The sequence below is a fragment of the Providencia sp. PROV268 genome, from assembly GCF_028477805.1.
Taxonomy (GTDB): domain Bacteria; phylum Pseudomonadota; class Gammaproteobacteria; order Enterobacterales; family Enterobacteriaceae; genus Providencia; species Providencia stuartii.
Genome location: NZ_JAMPLW010000016.1, coordinates 82,400 through 99,726 on the forward strand (window position 1 = coordinate 82,400; position 17,327 = coordinate 99,726).

A 17,327-nucleotide genomic window follows, 5' to 3' on the forward strand; every position below is an offset into this window, starting at 1 on the left:
AACTAATGGTTATCAGGGGCTAATATGGCTTTGCCAATAAAGTTGAATCAATTGAGGGCATTCGTTGAAGTGAGTCGCCATGGCAGCATTAGGGCGGCAAGCCGTTTTTTACAGCTTTCTCAGCCAGCATTGACCAAATCCATTCGTGAATTAGAAAGCTCTTTGGGAGCAAAATTATTTATTCGTAGTAATCAAGGGATCTATTTAACGGATTGTGGAGAAAGTTTTTTACGTCGTGCCAGTATTATTTTGGAAGAGTTACGTGTAGGGCAAGAGGAAATACAGCAGCGCATTGGATTATCCAGCGGTACGATTAATATTGGTGTCGCAGGGAGTATTGCACGTTCAGTGATGCCAAAAGTCATTATTCAATTTCATCGTGACTTTCCCAATATCAAGATCCGTATCATGGAAGGGCAATTATTGACGATGTTGCCGCAATTACGCCAAGGTGAATTAGATTTTACGGTGAATACTTATTACCCCGGTAGTTTGGATGCTGAATTTAATTTTGAAAGGTTAATGCGCAAAGAATATAAGGTGATCATGCGTAAAGATCACCCGATGAGGCATGCTACGTCATTAGAGCAATTAGCAAATTGTGACTGGACAATGCCGACACCGAAAGGCACTTATTATAAGCAGCTTTCTGAAGTGTTCTCCAGAATGGAGAGACCAATGAGCTTTAGTGTGACATGTGAAACATTAATTGGCTGCATGAGCTTGGTGGCACAAAGCGATTTTTTGACGATTGTCTCTGTTGATACAATTGATGACCCTTTATTTGACCAGCAATTTATCGCACTAGATTTGGCTGAAAAATTGCCTTATGCAACTTTTGCGCTGGTGCAACGGCGGGATCATACCTTGTCGCCAGCAGGGGAGCATCTAGCTCGACTGTTTCGAATCTATTGTCATGATAGAGATGATGGCACCCTTTATTAATAAAAAAACAACAAATAATCTGCAATTAGGGCTGTTCAGTTGTATGAATTATGATTAAAGTGAATTTAGTTAATAACAACGAGGAAACGGTATGCTGTATATCTTCGATATGGGTAATGTGATTATTGATATCGACTTTAATCGTGTTTTTGATAAATGGTCAGAGCTGAGCGGTACGCCTTCTGAGCAGATCAAATCACGGTTTACTTTTGGGAATATCTTCCAACAACATGAGTGTGGCAAAATTTCAGATATTGAATTTGCTGAAATGCTATGCGAAGAACTCGGCATTACACTCAGTTTTGAAGAGTTTGCGGAAGGCTGGCACGCTATCTTTATGTCGGTGCGCCCAGAAGTTATTGATATAATGGAGCGCCTACGTGAGCAAGGGCATCGTGTTGTTGTTTTATCTAACACCAACCGCCTACACCTTGATTACTGGCCTGAACATTACCCTGAAATTGCAGCCTCCTCTGATTTCCTCTACCTCTCTCAAGACTTGGGGATGCGCAAACCTGATCCAGCCATTTACCAATATGTTCTGGAATCTGAAGAGTTTGACGCGGCAGATGCCATATTCTTTGATGATGTTGAGGACAATATTAAGGCTGCCGAAGCGCTAGGTATCAAAGGTGTTCATGTCGTTAACAAAGACACTGTACCTGAATATTTTCGTACTTATGACTTCAACGCTGAAGTCGAATAATTAATGAGTTATCACCGTGGAGTAACCTAAACCGTTACTCCATATTTTTATAGAGTTACCATGATTGCATTAATACAGAGAGTCGCTCATGCAGCAGTTGTTGTGAATGAGCAAGTTGTTGGTCAAATCGGTTCTGGGTTACTTGTTTTACTCGGCGTTGAAAAAGATGATGACGAACAAAAAGCAAAACGGCTGTGTGAGAAAGTACTTGGTTATCGAATTTTTAGTGATGAACAGGGAAAAATGAACCTGAATGTTCAACAAGCTGGCGGTCATTTGTTAGTTGTCTCGCAATTTACATTGGCAGCAGATACGAAAAAAGGGATGAGACCCAGCTTTTCAGGGGGAGCAGAGCCTGCACGCGCTGAACAGCTATATGAATATTTTGTTGAACAGAGTCGCCAACAAGGTGTGATCACTGAAACAGGGCAATTTGCCGCGGATATGCAAGTCAGCCTGACCAACGACGGTCCTGTGACTTTCTGGTTGCAAGTCTGATTCAACTATTTAGGGGGAGACTATGTACCATCTGCGTGCACCTAAAGATGACGCTGAGTTTGATGCTTATTACCAGTTCCGCTGGGAGATGTTACGTAAACCCTTTAATCAGCCTCTTGGTTCTGAGAAAGATGGCTATGATCTTACTGCTTATCATCAAATGGTCGTTGATGATAAAAACCGTATTTTAGCGATCGGGCGGCTTTATATTAATGCCGATAATGAAGGTGCGATCCGCTTTCTTGCTGTTAATCCTGTGATGCAAGGTAAAGGTTTAGGTAAACTCATCTTGATGGCCCTAGAGTCCATTGCGCGACAAGAAAGTGTAAAACGCATTGTATCGAGTGTTCGGGAAGAGGCCGTTCCTTTCTTTAGTAAGATCGGCTTTGAAAGTCGTGGCCTTATCGCTGGTGAACTGAAAACACCCGTTCGCCACTATTTAATGATTAAACCGATTGAAACCCTCGATCAAATCCTCCATCGACCCGATTGGTGTGGCGAACTGCAACAAGCGTGGTATAAATATATCCCGTTAAGTGAAAAAATGGGTGTTCGTATTGAACAATATACAGGGAAAAAATTTATTACCACGATGCCTGAAGCGGGTAACCAAAACCCCCATGAAACAATTTTTGCAGGTAGCCAATTTTCACTGGCAACATTAACGGGATGGGGTTTGATTTGGCTACTCATGCAAGAGCACCAACTCGGTGGTGATATTGTCTTAGTGGATGCCAGCATTCGTTATAGCAAGCCTGTTAGTGGCAGGCCAACAGCCGTTGCCGATATGTCACATATGAGTGGCGACCTTGACCGTCTCGCAAGAGGAAGTAAAGCGAGAGTGAAACTTGAGGTAGCCGTCAGTGGCGCGAACAGTGAGGTTGGAGCAGTATTTAGCGGTGTCTATATGGTTTTACCGGTGGAAAAGACCATAAAATCATCTTGATGATAGCGATTGAGAGGCAGGCCAATGAGATGATTGGCCTGCCTTTCTATTATTGCGTAAGTAGCGCTGGGAGCTGATCGTTCGTTGGTAGAGAGCCCACAGGTTGTGACTCGGTAGGGGGCGCATCACTCTCAACAGAAGAGGTAACAACACCGTTCACCACAGTCCGATACATTTGCTTCCCTTGCAGTGGAGTAGCGACTAATTCACCATTTACGCTTTTTGCTAAGGATGGCGCTAATAAATCCCCTTGTAGTGATGTATCAAAATCGCCAATGACTTGAGGTGGAAAGCCTTGCCAGCCCCATTGATTTAGGACGGAAAGGTCGACATTCGTACCTGAAGCTCGCAGTAAAAATGGCACTTTTTTAGGTGACTGCTTCACCAATAGACCTACCTTCACAACTCCTTTATCAGTGCTGGCAGTTAATGAAGCCGCAGCAGAGGCTTGCCCACTTTGGCGTAAATCCATATAAGGCCGGCGTATCATAACTTGATTAACCGTTCCGCTATCTGCATTGAATGAGGCTTTACCACTCCAAATTCCCCACTGTTTTTGCTTAATAAGACTCACATTTTCTACGTTGCCACTGAGCGCAGTCAATTCGAATGGGAAACGAGAGTCGATATTCATAAGCAATGATTGAGATAGGGTAAACTGTTTGATAGTCAGCCCTGATAGCCAATTAGGAGAAGGTTGACTGAAAAATTGCAGCCAATTTTCAGGCAGAGTGTATAAAATACCGGCTAGTTTTGCGTCATTGAGGGTAAGGGTTTGGTCGTTACGTTGCCACACACCATTAAGGCTAAATACCCCTTTATAGTAATAACCTGAAAGCTTTTCAATGTTGAGGTTATCGCCCTGAATATTGAGATCACCAATCAGTGTATCGACCTGTTGATCCTTGATAACCAATTGATTAACAGTAAAGTTAATATGGCTCTCAGGACTGCTCCAACTTCCCCTTACCCAGTTGATATGGTCAATTTCAGTATTAAGTCCTGAGATTGCCCAGTCTTTACCTTGGAGATCAACATTAGTTAGCGCAACATTTTTTAATGAGATAGTGCGTTGGCTCTCGATTGCTTCACGCAATGAGTCAAAGGGAATGCTATTTTGCCAGCCAACTTTATCCATCGCTAAAGAATTAATGGTGATAGAACCGTCTGCTAATGCTTTTCCTGAGCCTGTGATGTAGCCATTATTAAGATAGCCGCTGGCATCGGTAAATTCAGTGAGATTCTCTTGAAGCTTCCCTGTGATTGCAACATTTTTTAAGGGCAATTCATTAATATCTAACTGTTTAGTGGTGAAGCGGAAATCACCATAACCAAACGGATGGTTTGTGGTTGGCTGCCATGGTGTGATGCCACCTGTGAACCCAGAAACTTGAAGGCGATTTTCTGCTTGGTTTAGCTGGATATTGCTATTTTCAAACTGGAGGATATTTGCACTCAATGGAATTGGCGTTGACGTTTCTGAGGTCGTCGCCGCTAAATTACCTTGCGTGATCACGAAGCGACGAATTGCGGTACCGCTAAACAGATTCCGCCAATTAACATCGACAACAATTTGTTTCGCATCCAGTGTCATGTCTTGATTACGCGAAGCGATTTTTACGTCTTGGAAAACAAATTCACCCGCATTCGAAAACTCATGCCCCATGATACCAACATCAATATCAAAATCGGTGAATTTACTTAAAAAATGGCTAGCGTAGGATGCACCCCAGCGTGTTTGCAACCCTGCATAGGTGAATATCACGGCGAGTAAGAACAGTAGCAGAAGCGCTATGATGAGCTTGGTTAACCACCTCATGGTTTATCTGCCCCTCCATAATTGGACTGATGGGTAAATGCGCTGATGGATAAATTATCAAGATAGAATACAGAATAACCGCCAGTGTATTCAACTCTGGCGGTAAATGACAGGTTACTTTTCGTGAGGGAAAATTAAATTCAGAACAATTGCGGTTAAACCCCCTGCGGCAATGCCGGATGAAAAGAGTGTTTTCAGCCAATCAGGGGCAAATTGTAAAATAAGTGGCTGTTGTGAAACCCCCATACCGACCGCAAGCGATAAGGCGATAATCATAATTGCACGGCGGTTGAGGGGTTCACGGGAAACAATACGCACACCAGAAGCTGCAATCGTACCGAACATCACAATGGTGGCACCGCCTAAAACAGGCTCAGGAATTTGTTGAACAAAGCCGGCGACAGCAGGAAATACCCCTAATAGGATCAACATTAAAGCAACGATATAACCCACGTAGCGGCTTGCCACGCCAGTAAGCTGGATCACGCCATTATTTTGGCCAAAGCAGGAGTTAGGGAAGGTGTTAAATACAGCAGATACCATGGAGTTCAAACCATTTGCTAACACTCCGCCTTTAATTCGCTTCATATAAATGGGGCCGCGCACAGGTTGCTCGGAGACATCGGAGGTCGCGGTGATATCGCCAATTGTCTCTAAAGAGGTCACCATAAAAATGAGCATGAGTGGGATCAGCAAGTTCCAATCAAAGGATAATCCATAATAGAAAGGTTCAGGTATGGTGATCACGGATTGTGTGCTATCGGTGTCTTGAGTTGTGGGAAGCATATCCATCCACCAAGCCGCAAGATAGCCGATTGCCATAGCTATCACCAAAGAGGCGACGCGTAAGTAAGGGTTTTTTTGGCGATTGAGTAAAATAATGACAGCCAACACAATACCTGCCAGTAGCAAATAATCGGGGGAGCCAAAGGTATTATCAGTTATTGCGCTGTGCCCGCCACCAATAGAAGTCAGACCGACTTGGATCAGTGACAGCCCAATGATCATGACTACCACGCCAGATACTAATGGGGTAATCACTCGACGAGCTAAATGCAGAAAACGCGATAAAACAACTTCAGTGAGTGCTGCGACCAACAGTGTGCCAAACAGTGCCGCCATCATTGAGGGGATATCAGCGCCACCTTGTTTGAGTGCAACACCCCCCATAATTAAAGGTGCAACAAAGTTAAAACTGGTGCCTTGGATAGATAATAGCCCGGAGCCAACAGGCCCCCAAGCACGGATCTGAATTAAGGAAGCAATACCCGAAGCAAACAGTGACATACTGATAATGCGCTGTGTATCATGGGCGGGTAGCCCTAATGACTGGCAAATAAGCATTGCGGGGGTAATGACGGCCACAAACATGGCGAGAAGGTGCTGACCCGCAGCAAACAACGCCTGAGGGAGTGGTGGCCTATCTTCTAAACGGTAAATGAGTTCACTTTTTGGCTCGACTTCAACGGCCTGTCTTTGAGATGCTTCGGTGGTCATTTTGGTATTTCTCTGCCAACAAAAAACGCATTGTAAAGCGACCACGTAAAAAAGCAATCGTTTGCGCGAAAAATATTTCTTTATAGTTAGATAAGGAATGTCACATTTTTATATGTTTTAACTTGTGTTTATCTCCGATTTTTTTTCTAATTCAGGAACCTGCTTTTGGCGTTTTAAGGAAGAAATTAACGTCTTACTAGTTTTAAATAATATTAACAACAGACGAGGTACATAAATGTATCATCTCGATGTCTACGGTACGCTTGTGGCTGCTACCCTTGTGCTATTGCTCGGACGTAAGCTTGTAAAATCAGTTCCTTTCCTCGAAAAATATACTATCCCGGAGCCTGTTGCAGGCGGGTTGCTGGTCGCTTTTAGCTTATTGGTGATCAAGCAAGTATTTGATTGGAGCTTGTCTTTCGACCTTTCATTACAAGAACCTATGATGTTGGCATTCTTTGCCACGATTGGTTTAAACGCAAACTTAGCCAGCTTGAAAGCTGGTGGTAGAGCACTGTTTATTTTCATTTTTGTCGTTGTAGGTTTACTATTAGTACAAAATACGGTTGGTATTGCCTTAGCCGAATTACTTGGCCTTGACCCGCTAATGGGGCTGCTTGCTGGCTCTATCACTTTATCTGGTGGTCATGGTACAGGGGCTGCTTGGGGTAAAATCTTTACAGATAGCTATGGTTTCCAGAGTGCGACTGAAGTTGCTATGGCATGTGCAACATTCGGTCTTGTGCTTGGCGGGCTCATTGGTGGGCCAGTTGCACGTTTCTTAATCCGTAATATTCCAACGCCAGGCACTGCTGAAGATGATAAAGATGTACCAACAGCATTTGAGAAGCCGCAATCAGGCCGAATGATCACCTCTATGGTGTTGATTGAAACTATTGCATTAATTGCGATTTGTTTGATGGCGGGGAGTTTTATTGCTGGCTTACTGGCAGATACTGCCTTTGCACTTCCTAAATTCGTTTGTGTGTTATTTGTTGGGGTTATCTTAAGTAATAGCCTATCTTTAGCGGGCTTTTATCGCGTGTTTGACCGCGCGGTTTCTGTTGTTGGTAACGTTAGCCTTTCCCTATTCCTTGCGATGGCTCTGATGAGCCTGAAGTTGTGGGAACTGGCATCTTTAGCGATTCCTATGCTGATTATTTTGGCAGTCCAAGCCTGTGTGATGGCGGGTTATGCTATTTTCGTTACCTTCCGCGTGATGGGTAAAAACTATGATGCGGCGATATTGGCGGCAGGGCACTGTGGTTTCGGCCTAGGTGCAACGCCAACAGCAATCGCGAACATGCAAGCAGTCACGGACAAATTTGGTCCATCACACCTTGCATTCTTAGTTGTTCCAATGGTTGGCGCATTCTTTATTGATATCGTTAACGCGATTGTGATCAAACTATATCTAATGTTACCCGTATTCCCATCAGTGGCTGGATAACAGATAAAAAATATATAAAGGTAAATAGCAGGTATTGCCGTGAATTTATTCACGGCAATTTTCGTTTATAGGGTACAAAATGATGCAATTAGCGTGATGCGTGTAACCGGCTCAGCTGATTTAGCGCTGAAATTAGCGCATTTTCATAGTGGCAAAGTGTTTCAGGGTAAGAGGCATCACTGTTGGAAGGTGAGAAATTAACTTCAGAGAGTTTAATTTCTAAATGAGATTCTGTAGTACGCATATGAATGCCTTGCAAAACTTGTTGCAACTGCTCCGCAGCTTTTCCTCCACCTCGATTGGCATAACTGACCATTAAGGCAGGTTTGTTGTTCCACTCTTTATACAAATGGTCTATCGCATTTTTTAGTGCAGCGGGATAGCCCCAGTTATATTGTGGGAAAACAAAAATATAAGCATCGGCTTCAGCGATTTTTTTGCTCCAAGCAATGGTATGCTCTTGGGTATATATTCCTTCGGCGGGGAGATAGGGCTCATCATCCATTGGTAAATGCCAATCTCTGAGATCAAGGATTTCAGTAGGGTATTTTTTCTCGGCGACATCCTTAACCCAGCGTGCTATCTGAGGTCCTATTCGTGTTTGTCGAACACTACCAATTAAGATTTGTATCTTCATGTTCCACTATCCCTTGTTGCTATGACTTTTAATTTTTACAATAAATATTAAGGTATTTATCGAGTTATGATTGAATTAAGCTTGGCTGTATTGCTCGCGTTCAGGTAGCCATCTTTCAATAATTAATTTGGCATTTTCAGGATAGTTCTGCTGAATATGGCGCGCGATACGTTGTACTTCAGGCAGCATATATTGGTCACGTAACAAATCGGCGACTTTAAAATCGACATTCCCCGTTTGCCGAGTACCTAATAACTCCCCGGGGCCTCTAATTTCCAGATCTTTTTGAGCAATAACAAAACCATCATTGCTATCACGCAGTACTTGTAACCGCTGTTTTGCCGTATGGGTCAACGGTGTTTTATAGAGAAGCACACAGTGGGAGGCGACTGCGCCGCGACCAACACGTCCTCTTAATTGGTGCAATTGGGCTAGGCCAAGCCGTTCAGGGTTATCAATGATCATTAAGCTCGCATTTGGAACATCAACACCCACTTCGATAACGGTAGTTGCAACCAGTAGCTGAATCTCATTATTTTTAAATGCCGCCATAATGCTTTGCTTTTCAGCCGGTTTCATGCGTCCATGTACTAATCCCACTTTCAATTCAGGTAGCGCTAATGCTAATTCATCACTCGTCGCTTGTGCCGCTTGTGCTTCTAATACATCGGAGTCATCAATCAAAGTACATACCCAATAGGCTTGGCGCCCTTCATCAATACAAGCTTGCCTGACACGTTCAATAATATCTTTACGCCGTGTATCTGGAATGGCGACTGTCGTTACCGGAGTTCGTCCAGGAGGCAGCTCATCAATGATAGAGGTATCCATATCGGCATAAGCGGTCATCGCCAGTGTGCGAGGGATAGGCGTTGCGGTCATGATAAGTTGGTGAGGATGAAAACCTTGTTGTTCACCTTTTTCACGTAGAGCGAGGCGCTGGTGAACACCGAATCGGTGCTGCTCGTCAATAATGACCAGTCCAAGAGCTTTAAACGTCACATGCTCTTGGAACAGGGCATGTGTACCAACAACCATACTCACTTCACCCTTGGCGATAGCCTCTTGTTGCTGCTCGCGCGCTTTACCTTTTTGTTTCCCTGCAAGCCAGCCCACATTGATGCCTAAAGGCTCAAACCATAATTTGAAGTTATTGGCATGTTGCTCAGCCAAAATCTCGGTGGGAGCCATTAAAGCCACTTGTTTGCCATTTTCAATGGCAGATAATGCAGCGAGAGCCGCGACCAGAGTTTTTCCTGAGCCAACATCACCTTGAATTAAGCGCATCATCGGTGCATCTTTAATCAGATCTTGCTCTATCTCGCCGACAACCCGTGTTTGTGCATGGGTTGGGGTAAACGGTAGGCTTGCCAAAAATTGGCTCTTTAATTGACCTGTGATCACCATTGGTTGAGCATAGAGGCGTTGGTGACCGGCTCGAATGGCTAACATGCTTAAATGGTGTGCGAGCAATTCTTCTAATATCAAACGTTTTTGAGCCGGGTGCTGCCCTTTCTCAAGCTCACTTAATGCCACATCAGGGGGGGGAGTATGCAAAAGGCGGATCGCGTCTGGGAGGCTGATTAAGCCACGACTAAGCTCTTCCGGTAGCAACTCTTTGATTTGCCCCCCTTCTAACAGCTTCAAAGCCTGTTCAATTAACTTTCTCAATGTTGCTTGTCTTACCCCTTCGGTTGTAGGGTAAACGGGCGTTAGGTTTTCTTGCAGTGAGATATTTGAGGTATCTTGGGAGACTTTATATTCAGGATGAATAATTTCAGGCCCAGTATTGCCACGACGGACTTCACCATATGCAATAACATGGCGGCCTTCTGCTAAGCTATTTTTCATGGAAGCAGAAAAATTGAAAAAACGTAATGTTAAATTCCCTGTACCATCGGTAATTAAGCAGGTCATCATTCGCTTACGACCAAATACCACTTTTGTTTGGAGCACTTCACCAACGATAGTCGCGGTTGTGCCCGGTAAAAGATCGCGGATTTGGTAAAGGCGAGTATGATCTTCATAACGAAGTGGAAGATGCAGCAATAAATCTTGAACGGTATTTAGGCCTATCTTGCTTAATTTTTCCGATTGGCTAGCCCCTACGCCGTGTAGAGTCGTCAGTGAAATGGTATCAAGCAGCCCACTGTTCATTATTTCTTCCTTAACCTAACTGTCGTTTTTTCATTTTTTCGGTTAACTGCATCTGTGCCCACCAAGACTCTTCAGCCTCTATTTGCCCTTGTGCATTAATATAGGGGCGAGGTAGGCCTTTACGTTTGGCAACCTCTGCAAGGACGGGATAGCCACCTTCAAATAGCCACTGCTGCTGCTCTTGCTCAGAAAGAAGGCTGGTTTCTCGAGAATACATTCCCGCAAGCTGCCGTTGGCGTTGTGCTTCATAGAGGATCAAGGCGGAAGCCACAGAAACATTCAGAGACTGTACCATCCCTACCATTGGAATGATAATGTGCTTATCAGCAAGCTCAAGCGCCTTTGCTGATATCCCTTTTTTCTCTTGTCCCACCATAATACAGGTCGGCTGAGTATAATCAATTTCACGAAAATCGATGGCTTGTTCAGACAAGTGGGTGACAAGCACTTGCATGTTTTGTGATTTTAATTGGCTAATAGCAGCCTCTGTTGATGGGTGTGAAATTACATTGACCCAACTGTTACTGCCCGCAGCAGAAGATACAGAGAGTTTGACTTGTTGGTCAGGCCAAATAGCATGAATGGTATGGATACCAACGGCATCTGCACTACGTACGATCGCTGAAACGTTGTGGGGTTTGTGAACTTCTTCAAGGCATATGGTGAGATCGGGTTGCCGCATCGCCATCATTTGGCAAATGCGGCGATAGCGGCGTTCATTCATCGTTAATTACGGTTCCGGCTAACACGTAACACATCAGGCATGATCCGGATCTTACGCATCACGTTGGCTAATTGAACGCGATTTTTCGTCGTTAGGCGGATAAAGGCACAATAGACTCGGCCATCTTTTTCTTCGGTATTCATGCTCTGAATGCTTGAGTTAGCATCATTAATGGCAGCTGTTAAATTGGCAAGGGCCCCTTGATGGTTAATCATATCGACTTTGATTTCAGCAATAAAATCGGTATCGGTATCATTATCCCACTCTACAGCCATAAATTTGTCAGGCTCTTTTTGATAGCCACGGATGTTACGGCAAGACTCGTGGTGAATAACAAGCCCTTTACCGGGGCTGATATGAGCCACAATGGGGTCGCCTGGGATAGGGCGACAACATTTCGCAAAGGTAATAAGAACGCCATCAGCCCCTTTTATGGAGAGCTTATTGCGTGTCGTCACGACAGGCTCATCTTCAGGTGCAGTCTGTGGATTACTTTGTAAATTACGCGCCACAACAACGCTCATCGCATTACCCAAACCAATTTCAGCAAGTAAATCATCAATTGAATTGAGCTTCATGCGTGCTAATTCAAGATCGATATTCGCTTGTGGCACATCGTTGAGTTTACAGCCCGCCCCGAGCGCATGATTCAATAGGCGACGGCCCAAATTGATGGAATCTTCTCGTTTAAGATTCTTTAATAATTGGCGGATTTTCGCGCGCGCTTTTGAGCTGACAACAAAATTGAGCCAAGCTGCATTCGGTCTTGCACCAGGGGCAGTGATAATTTCAACCGTTTGACCACTGGTGAGTGCCTGAGAAAGTGGGTAAGGTTGGCGATCAACCCTAGCACCTACGCAAGCATGACCGATATCCGTGTGGACGGCATAGGCGAAATCGACCGGGGTTGCGCCTGTCGGTAACTCAACAATACGGCCTTCCGGTGTGAACACATAAATTTCATCAGGAAAGAGGTCAGACTTAATACTCTCGATAAATTCAAAAGAGCTTCCCGCACTTTGTTGTAGTTCAAGTAAACTTTGCATCCAGCGTTGAGCACGAACTTGAGCGGTAGTGCCTTGTTCGCCTTGCTCTTTATATGCCCAATGGGCTGCAACCCCCATTTCAGCCATTTGATCCATGTCTTCAGTGCGAATTTGCACTTCAACGGGAACACCATGTGGGCCGATTAATGACGTGTGCAGTGATTGGTAACCATTGGCTTTGGGGATGGCAATATAGTCTTTAATACGACCGGGGCGCGGTTTGTAGAGGTTATGCATCTGCCCGAGGACGCGGTAGCAGGTATCAACATCTTTTACGATCACCCTAAACGCATAAATATCCATAATGGAATGGAAACGCTGCTCTTTAAGGTGCATTTTACGATAAATAGAGTAAAGATGTTTTTCTCGGCCACTGACTAGGCAGGGAATACCCGCTTCAGTAAGGCGACCATCAATTTCAGAGAGGATTTTTTGGATCATCTCTTTACGGTTGCCACGGGCGGCTTTGACCACTTCTTTAATAACGCGATAACGGTTTGGATATAACGCCTCAAAGCCCAGCTCTTCTAGCTCAGTTTTGATATGGTGAATACCTAACCGGTGCGCAAGAGGGCTGTAGATTTCCAGCGTTTCTCTTGCAATGCGCCGACGCTTATCAGGCCTAAGCGACCCAAGCGTGCGCATGTTATGAGTGCGGTCTGCCAGTTTTATCAAAATGACGCGAATGTCTTTAACCATCGCCATGATCATTTTGCGGAAGTTTTCTGCTTGAGCTTCTTTTTTGTCGCGGAAGTTGAGTTTATCTAATTTAGACACACCTTCAACAAGCCCCGCAACTATGGTGCCAAATAGCTCTTCTATATCCTGAAATGTCGCTGGAGTATCTTCAATGACATCATGAAGTAGCGCTGCCATTAATGTTTCATGATCCAAACGCATTTGGGCAAGAATACAGGCCACAGCAACGGGATGAGTAATATAAGGCTCACCACTTGAACGGGTTTGTCCTTCATGGGCATCCCGTGCGACAACATAGGCTTTTTTCAGTAATTCAATCTGTTCTTCGGGAAGATACTTCTGAATTACTTGATTTAGGCTCTCAAACAGATACAAGGCAGACCCACCTTAGTAATTAGCGACGACCTTCAGCGATAGCAGAAACTGCTTGCATTTCAGCCGCTTCTTGCTCCTGCTGTTCTTGACGTTCACGTACATCCAGTATGTGACCGTTAATTAAACCTTCTTCTACTTCACGTAGTGCGATAACTGTATATTTATCGTTTTCTTCAGGAACTAAAGGATCTTTACCGCCAGTTTGCAACTGACGAGCTCGACGAGCCGCGACCAGTACAAGGTCAAAGCGGTTACCAATTTTTTCTACAGCGTCTTGAACCGTTACGCGTGCCATAAATGTGCTACTCCAAAAGAAATAAAAAAATGACCTGATATGATACTGAAACTATGCTCAGTCTGCCAGTAATTTGCTGATTAAAGCATCATGTCGCTGGACTTGGCGCTCCAATCTTAAGCGTTCGCTGCGAATAATCGATTGCAAATCGCTCAATGCGGTATTGAAATCATCATTTACAATGAGATAGTCGTACTCATTGTAATGTTCAATTTCGCCAACAGCTTGTGACATGCGTTTCTCAATGACCTCATCGCTGTCTTGGCCACGACCTCGCAAACGGCGATAAAGCTCATCTTTTGATGGCGGTAGTATAAAGATACTACGTGCTTCTGGCATGGCGGCACGAATCTGTTGCGCACCTTGCCAGTCAATATCGAGAAAAACATCAACCCCACTTTTGAGGACTTCTTCAATGATCGGCCGTGAAGTACCATAGTAGTTGCCAAAGACACAGGCATGCTCTAAGAACTCATTATTTTCGACCATTGCCAAAAATTCAGTTTCGGATACAAAGAAATAGTGCTCACCATGAACTTCACCGGGGCGTGCAGCTCTTGTTGTATGAGAGACTGAAACTTGAGTGTCATACAACGGTTGTGTTTTCAACAACGCCTGGATCAGGCTGGACTTACCTGCACCGCTTGGCGCAGAAACAATATATAATGTGCCTTGTATCATGATGGTTTCTTGAATAATCGAGGGTTAAACATAAATGATAATGATAAACCCCACATAGTATACACGGACTTACACCAACATGCAGCGTTATCAATCAAGCATGAAGCATGCCTGTTTCTCTTTAAGCTGCCATATTCTTGATGATATTCATTAACGCGAACGGCAAACGGCAGTGCGCTGATAGCGATTCATTTCTTATTGCATCTCAAATTATCTAGAGTATACAGCGCAATTTATTTAAGAAATAGATGAATTGCGAAGCCGTTCCAGAAAATATTTTTTTATTGATGCAAAGTACACTCTTTTTGCGAAATGTTTTGCAGAAGTATCGAAATTAAGCTGATAGTTTTGGATTATCGCGTCAGGATCGATGTGCAATCTGAAGGGATAACTAAAGGAATAACTAAAGGAATAAGGACAGCTTATGCAAAAGGGATTTGTTCAGGAAAAAAGAGGGCGGGCTGCTCAATACGTCTTTGTGGTACTGAGTTTTTACTGTAGCTATGTGTCAGCCGATGCAACACGGCTTTTTTATCCCCACCAATGCTCAACATTGAGTCAGGATGAGTTAAAAAAAGAGAGCCAAAAATTGGGTGAGCAATTGCAGCAATGGAACCGTCTATACCGTTTATCGGGGAATAGCCCCGTAACAGATGAAACATATGATCAACTGCTGAATACATGGCAACAATGGCAAAAGTGCCAAAATTTGTCTGGGCAATTACCGCCTATCCATTTGCCACCTCATTCGCGCACAGTCAAGCATCCTATTGTGCATACGGGCTTAAAAAAATTAAATGAAGTGGATATTGGAAAATGGATAGATACACGGGAGGAGGTCTGGCTACAACCGAAGGTTGATGGCGTTGCCATTTCGTTGGTTTATCAACAAGGGAAATTGGTTTCAATGATCAGTCGTGGAAATGGTATTGAGGGGCTTGAATGGCGTGATAAGGCGGATTTTATTCCAGCTATCCCCAAGCAACTACCGACATCACAACCACAGCTTATATTACAAGGAGAGCTATTTTGGCGGCTAAAAGATCATAGGCAACAAGCCAGTGGTGGGGTTAATGCCAGAAATCAAGTTGCAGGGTGGTTAATGCGCAAAAGTAAGCCTGTAACCCCTGAGGCCAATATTGATGTCTTTATTTGGGCATGGCCAGAGGGAGTGGGGAAAGCCGAAGAGCAATGGCGGCAACTGGCAAATTTAGGGTTTCCACTTACTCAGCAATATAGCCATAAAGTCACGACTATGGCACAAGTGAAAAAATGGCAGTCCTATTACTATCAACAGCCGATGCCTTTTGCGACAGACGGTATTGTACTTAAGTCATTTCCAACGCCACGGGTAGCGGCATGGCAAGTGAATCACAACAGTTGGTCTGTAGCTTGGAAGCATCCTTATGCTCGAATCGCCTCAAAAGTGACTGACCTCCATTTTCGCGTGGGGAGAACGGGGGCTGTGAGTGTGGTGGCGGAAATTGAACCTGTTGAACTAGATAGTAAAAAGGTGAGTCGGCTCTATTTAGGCTCATTGAAATCATGGCAGAAAAAGGATCTGCTGGTTGGTGATACTATTCAAGTGGCACTAGCGGGGCATGGTATTCCAAAACTTGAATCGGTAATTTGGCGCCTTCAACAACGCACCTACCCTGACTTATCTCAGTTTAAGCAGTTTCACGCTTTAAGCTGTTTTGTAATGACTCCTCAGTGTGAGCAGCAGTTTGTTGCTCGTTTAAATTGGCTAGGCAAGCAATTGAAGATAAAAGGAATTAGTGAAGCTACTTGGCGTGAATGGGCAGAACATTACCATCTGAATAAGCTGACAACATGGTTATCTCCAAGTTGGCAAACCAGTCTACCCAATACTAAAAAAACCAAGAAAATCATTGAGCAATTTAGGCTGGTGGGGCAGCAACCACTCATGAATTGGCTAAAAGGCTTAGGGATCCCTTTAAAAGATAAACATTTATCATTAATTACAGAATTAAGCCTATTAAATAATACGCTTTTTTTAGAGGGGTTAGGTTTGTCTATCATACAAAAAACAAAGCTTAATCAATGGCTTTCAACACCGGATATCAAAGAGATATTTCAGGTTATTGATGAGATAAGAAACGGGCCATCAATCTAACCGCTTGATGGCCTAAATTGTTAATCTTGGCTTTCGTAGTTAAAAATGGGTAACCCTAAGCGATAACGTATGGCGATGAGCCGTGCGCTTAGTCCCGCGATGAGGGTAATAATAACGACGATGTCTTGTGGTAGTGGGGTATATAAAAGCCCAATATACAGCCATGCAGCGGCAAATGAGACGCCAGCATAAACTTCTTTTTGGAAAACGAGGGGGATGGTGTTACATAGCATGTCACGAAGGACACCGCCAAATACTCCGGTAATTACAGCAGCAATCGCGGCAATCACTGGGCTATAATTCATATCAAGGGCTATTTGGGCACCTAGAATTGAGAATACAATAAGGCCTATCGCATCTAAAATTAGAAACAAACGACGTAAATGTTTCATCATTGGTGCGATCCAAATAGTAACGATAGCGGCACCGGCGACTGTCAAGATATATTCGGGGTTTTGAACCCAACCTAATGGATAGTGCCCAAGTAAGACATCGCGCACAGAGCCTCCGCCAATGGCGGTCGCTGAGGCAATAATAATAACGCCGAAAACATCCATTTTACGGCGACCGGCTGCGAGGGCGCCTGTCATGGCCTCAGCGGTAATACCAATAATATAAAGAACACTTAATAACATAATGATTCTATTCGACACTAAAGTGATTGCTAAAGGGTAATATTACTTATAGAAATTCTCGACTGAGATTTTCTAGTGCC

15 protein-coding genes are annotated in these 17,327 nt (G+C 44.1%); 6 read left to right on the plus strand and 9 right to left on the minus strand.

What is annotated here, in order from left to right; all coding sequences use genetic code 11:
- Positions 1-24: 24 nt before the first annotated feature.
- From PR699_RS13070 to fabY, 4 genes are all read left to right on the plus strand, one after another.
- The gene (locus PR699_RS13070; protein ID WP_014656999.1) at positions 25-945 is read left to right on the plus strand and encodes a LysR family transcriptional regulator; all 921 of its coding nucleotides are present in this window, start codon (positions 25-27) and stop codon (positions 943-945) included.
- Between the two features lie 91 nt (positions 946-1,036).
- Positions 1,037-1,651 carry a glucose-1-phosphatase gene (gene yihX / locus PR699_RS13075; RefSeq protein WP_004923670.1) on the plus strand — a complete coding sequence of 205 codons (615 nt, stop codon included), beginning with the start codon at positions 1,037-1,039 and terminating at the stop codon, positions 1,649-1,651.
- 60 nt (positions 1,652-1,711) lie between these two features.
- On the plus strand, positions 1,712-2,149 hold the full coding sequence (dtd, locus tag PR699_RS13080; protein WP_004923673.1) for a D-aminoacyl-tRNA deacylase: 438 nt from the start codon (positions 1,712-1,714) through the stop codon (positions 2,147-2,149).
- 22 nt (positions 2,150-2,171) lie between these two features.
- On the plus strand, positions 2,172-3,095 hold the full coding sequence (gene fabY, locus PR699_RS13085; protein WP_004923676.1) for a fatty acid biosynthesis protein FabY: 924 nt from the start codon (positions 2,172-2,174) through the stop codon (positions 3,093-3,095).
- 49 nt (positions 3,096-3,144) lie between these two features.
- Here fabY and PR699_RS13090 read toward each other — a convergent pair whose 3' ends face one another.
- Positions 3,145-4,914, minus strand: a complete 1,770-nt coding sequence (locus tag PR699_RS13090; RefSeq protein ID WP_014656998.1) for a hypothetical protein — start codon at positions 4,912-4,914, stop codon at positions 3,145-3,147.
- A gap of 114 nt (positions 4,915-5,028) precedes the next feature.
- Complete coding sequence (locus PR699_RS13095; RefSeq protein WP_004923685.1) at positions 5,029-6,411, minus strand: uracil-xanthine permease family protein; 1,383 nt, start codon at positions 6,409-6,411, stop codon at positions 5,029-5,031.
- A 235-nt stretch (positions 6,412-6,646) separates the two neighbouring features.
- On the opposite strand from PR699_RS13095, the gene gltS reads away from it, so the two are divergent.
- The gene (gene gltS, locus PR699_RS13100) at positions 6,647-7,861 is read left to right on the plus strand and encodes a sodium/glutamate symporter (protein WP_004923688.1); all 1,215 of its coding nucleotides are present in this window, start codon (positions 6,647-6,649) and stop codon (positions 7,859-7,861) included.
- An 88-nt stretch (positions 7,862-7,949) separates the two neighbouring features.
- Here the strand turns inward: gltS and PR699_RS13105 are convergent, their stop codons facing one another.
- The 6 genes from PR699_RS13105 to gmk form a co-directional block, all read right to left on the minus strand.
- Entirely contained in the window at positions 7,950-8,498 is a 549-nt protein-coding gene (locus PR699_RS13105; protein WP_014656997.1) for an NADPH-dependent FMN reductase, read from the minus strand.
- A gap of 75 nt (positions 8,499-8,573) precedes the next feature.
- On the minus strand, positions 8,574-10,655 hold the full coding sequence (gene recG, locus PR699_RS13110; RefSeq protein WP_272572908.1) for an ATP-dependent DNA helicase RecG: 2,082 nt from the start codon (positions 10,653-10,655) through the stop codon (positions 8,574-8,576).
- A gap of 10 nt (positions 10,656-10,665) precedes the next feature.
- Entirely contained in the window at positions 10,666-11,379 is a 714-nt protein-coding gene (gene trmH / locus PR699_RS13115; RefSeq protein WP_014656994.1) for a tRNA (guanosine(18)-2'-O)-methyltransferase TrmH, read from the minus strand.
- Positions 11,380-11,381: 2 nt separating this feature from the next.
- On the minus strand, positions 11,382-13,499 hold the full coding sequence (spoT, locus tag PR699_RS13120; RefSeq protein WP_272577846.1) for a bifunctional GTP diphosphokinase/guanosine-3',5'-bis pyrophosphate 3'-pyrophosphohydrolase: 2,118 nt from the start codon (positions 13,497-13,499) through the stop codon (positions 11,382-11,384).
- A gap of 19 nt (positions 13,500-13,518) precedes the next feature.
- Positions 13,519-13,794: a DNA-directed RNA polymerase subunit omega gene (gene rpoZ / locus PR699_RS13125; RefSeq protein WP_004262665.1), complete on the minus strand. Its 276-nt coding sequence runs from the start codon at positions 13,792-13,794 to the stop codon at positions 13,519-13,521.
- 57 nt (positions 13,795-13,851) lie between these two features.
- Positions 13,852-14,475 (minus strand): guanylate kinase, encoded by a 624-nt coding sequence (gmk, locus tag PR699_RS13130; RefSeq protein WP_004923701.1) that lies wholly within the window; start codon positions 14,473-14,475, stop codon positions 13,852-13,854.
- 424 nt (positions 14,476-14,899) lie between these two features.
- Between gmk and ligB the strand changes: the two genes are divergently transcribed.
- Positions 14,900-16,612: an NAD-dependent DNA ligase LigB gene (ligB, locus tag PR699_RS13135; RefSeq protein ID WP_249890631.1), complete on the plus strand. Its 1,713-nt coding sequence runs from the start codon at positions 14,900-14,902 to the stop codon at positions 16,610-16,612.
- Positions 16,613-16,632: 20 nt separating this feature from the next.
- Here the strand turns inward: ligB and PR699_RS13140 are convergent, their stop codons facing one another.
- Positions 16,633-17,247 (minus strand): trimeric intracellular cation channel family protein, encoded by a 615-nt coding sequence (locus tag PR699_RS13140; protein WP_014656991.1) that lies wholly within the window; start codon positions 17,245-17,247, stop codon positions 16,633-16,635.
- Between the last annotated feature and the right edge of the window lie 80 nt (positions 17,248-17,327).

Excerpts from the sequence above, each read along its gene's own strand:
- PR699_RS13070 (WP_014656999.1), top strand. The coding sequence starts at position 25 with ATGGCTTTGCCAATAAAGTTGAATCAATTGAGGGCATTCGTTGAAGTG.
- yihX (WP_004923670.1), top strand. The coding sequence starts at position 1,037 with ATGCTGTATATCTTCGATATGGGTAATGTGATTATTGATATCGACTTT.
- dtd (WP_004923673.1), top strand. The coding sequence starts at position 1,712 with ATGATTGCATTAATACAGAGAGTCGCTCATGCAGCAGTTGTTGTGAAT.
- fabY (WP_004923676.1), top strand. The coding sequence starts at position 2,172 with ATGTACCATCTGCGTGCACCTAAAGATGACGCTGAGTTTGATGCTTAT.
- PR699_RS13090 (WP_014656998.1), bottom strand. The coding sequence starts at position 4,914 with ATGAGGTGGTTAACCAAGCTCATCATAGCGCTTCTGCTACTGTTCTTA.
- PR699_RS13095 (WP_004923685.1), bottom strand. The coding sequence starts at position 6,411 with ATGACCACCGAAGCATCTCAAAGACAGGCCGTTGAAGTCGAGCCAAAA.
- gltS (WP_004923688.1), top strand. The coding sequence starts at position 6,647 with ATGTATCATCTCGATGTCTACGGTACGCTTGTGGCTGCTACCCTTGTG.
- PR699_RS13105 (WP_014656997.1), bottom strand. The coding sequence starts at position 8,498 with ATGAAGATACAAATCTTAATTGGTAGTGTTCGACAAACACGAATAGGA.
- recG (WP_272572908.1), bottom strand. The coding sequence starts at position 10,655 with ATGAACAGTGGGCTGCTTGATACCATTTCACTGACGACTCTACACGGC.
- trmH (WP_014656994.1), bottom strand. The coding sequence starts at position 11,379 with ATGAATGAACGCCGCTATCGCCGCATTTGCCAAATGATGGCGATGCGG.
- rpoZ (WP_004262665.1), bottom strand. The coding sequence starts at position 13,794 with ATGGCACGCGTAACGGTTCAAGACGCTGTAGAAAAAATTGGTAACCGC.
- gmk (WP_004923701.1), bottom strand. The coding sequence starts at position 14,475 with ATGATACAAGGCACATTATATATTGTTTCTGCGCCAAGCGGTGCAGGT.
- ligB (WP_249890631.1), top strand. The coding sequence starts at position 14,900 with ATGCAAAAGGGATTTGTTCAGGAAAAAAGAGGGCGGGCTGCTCAATAC.
- PR699_RS13140 (WP_014656991.1), bottom strand. The coding sequence starts at position 17,247 with ATGTTATTAAGTGTTCTTTATATTATTGGTATTACCGCTGAGGCCATG.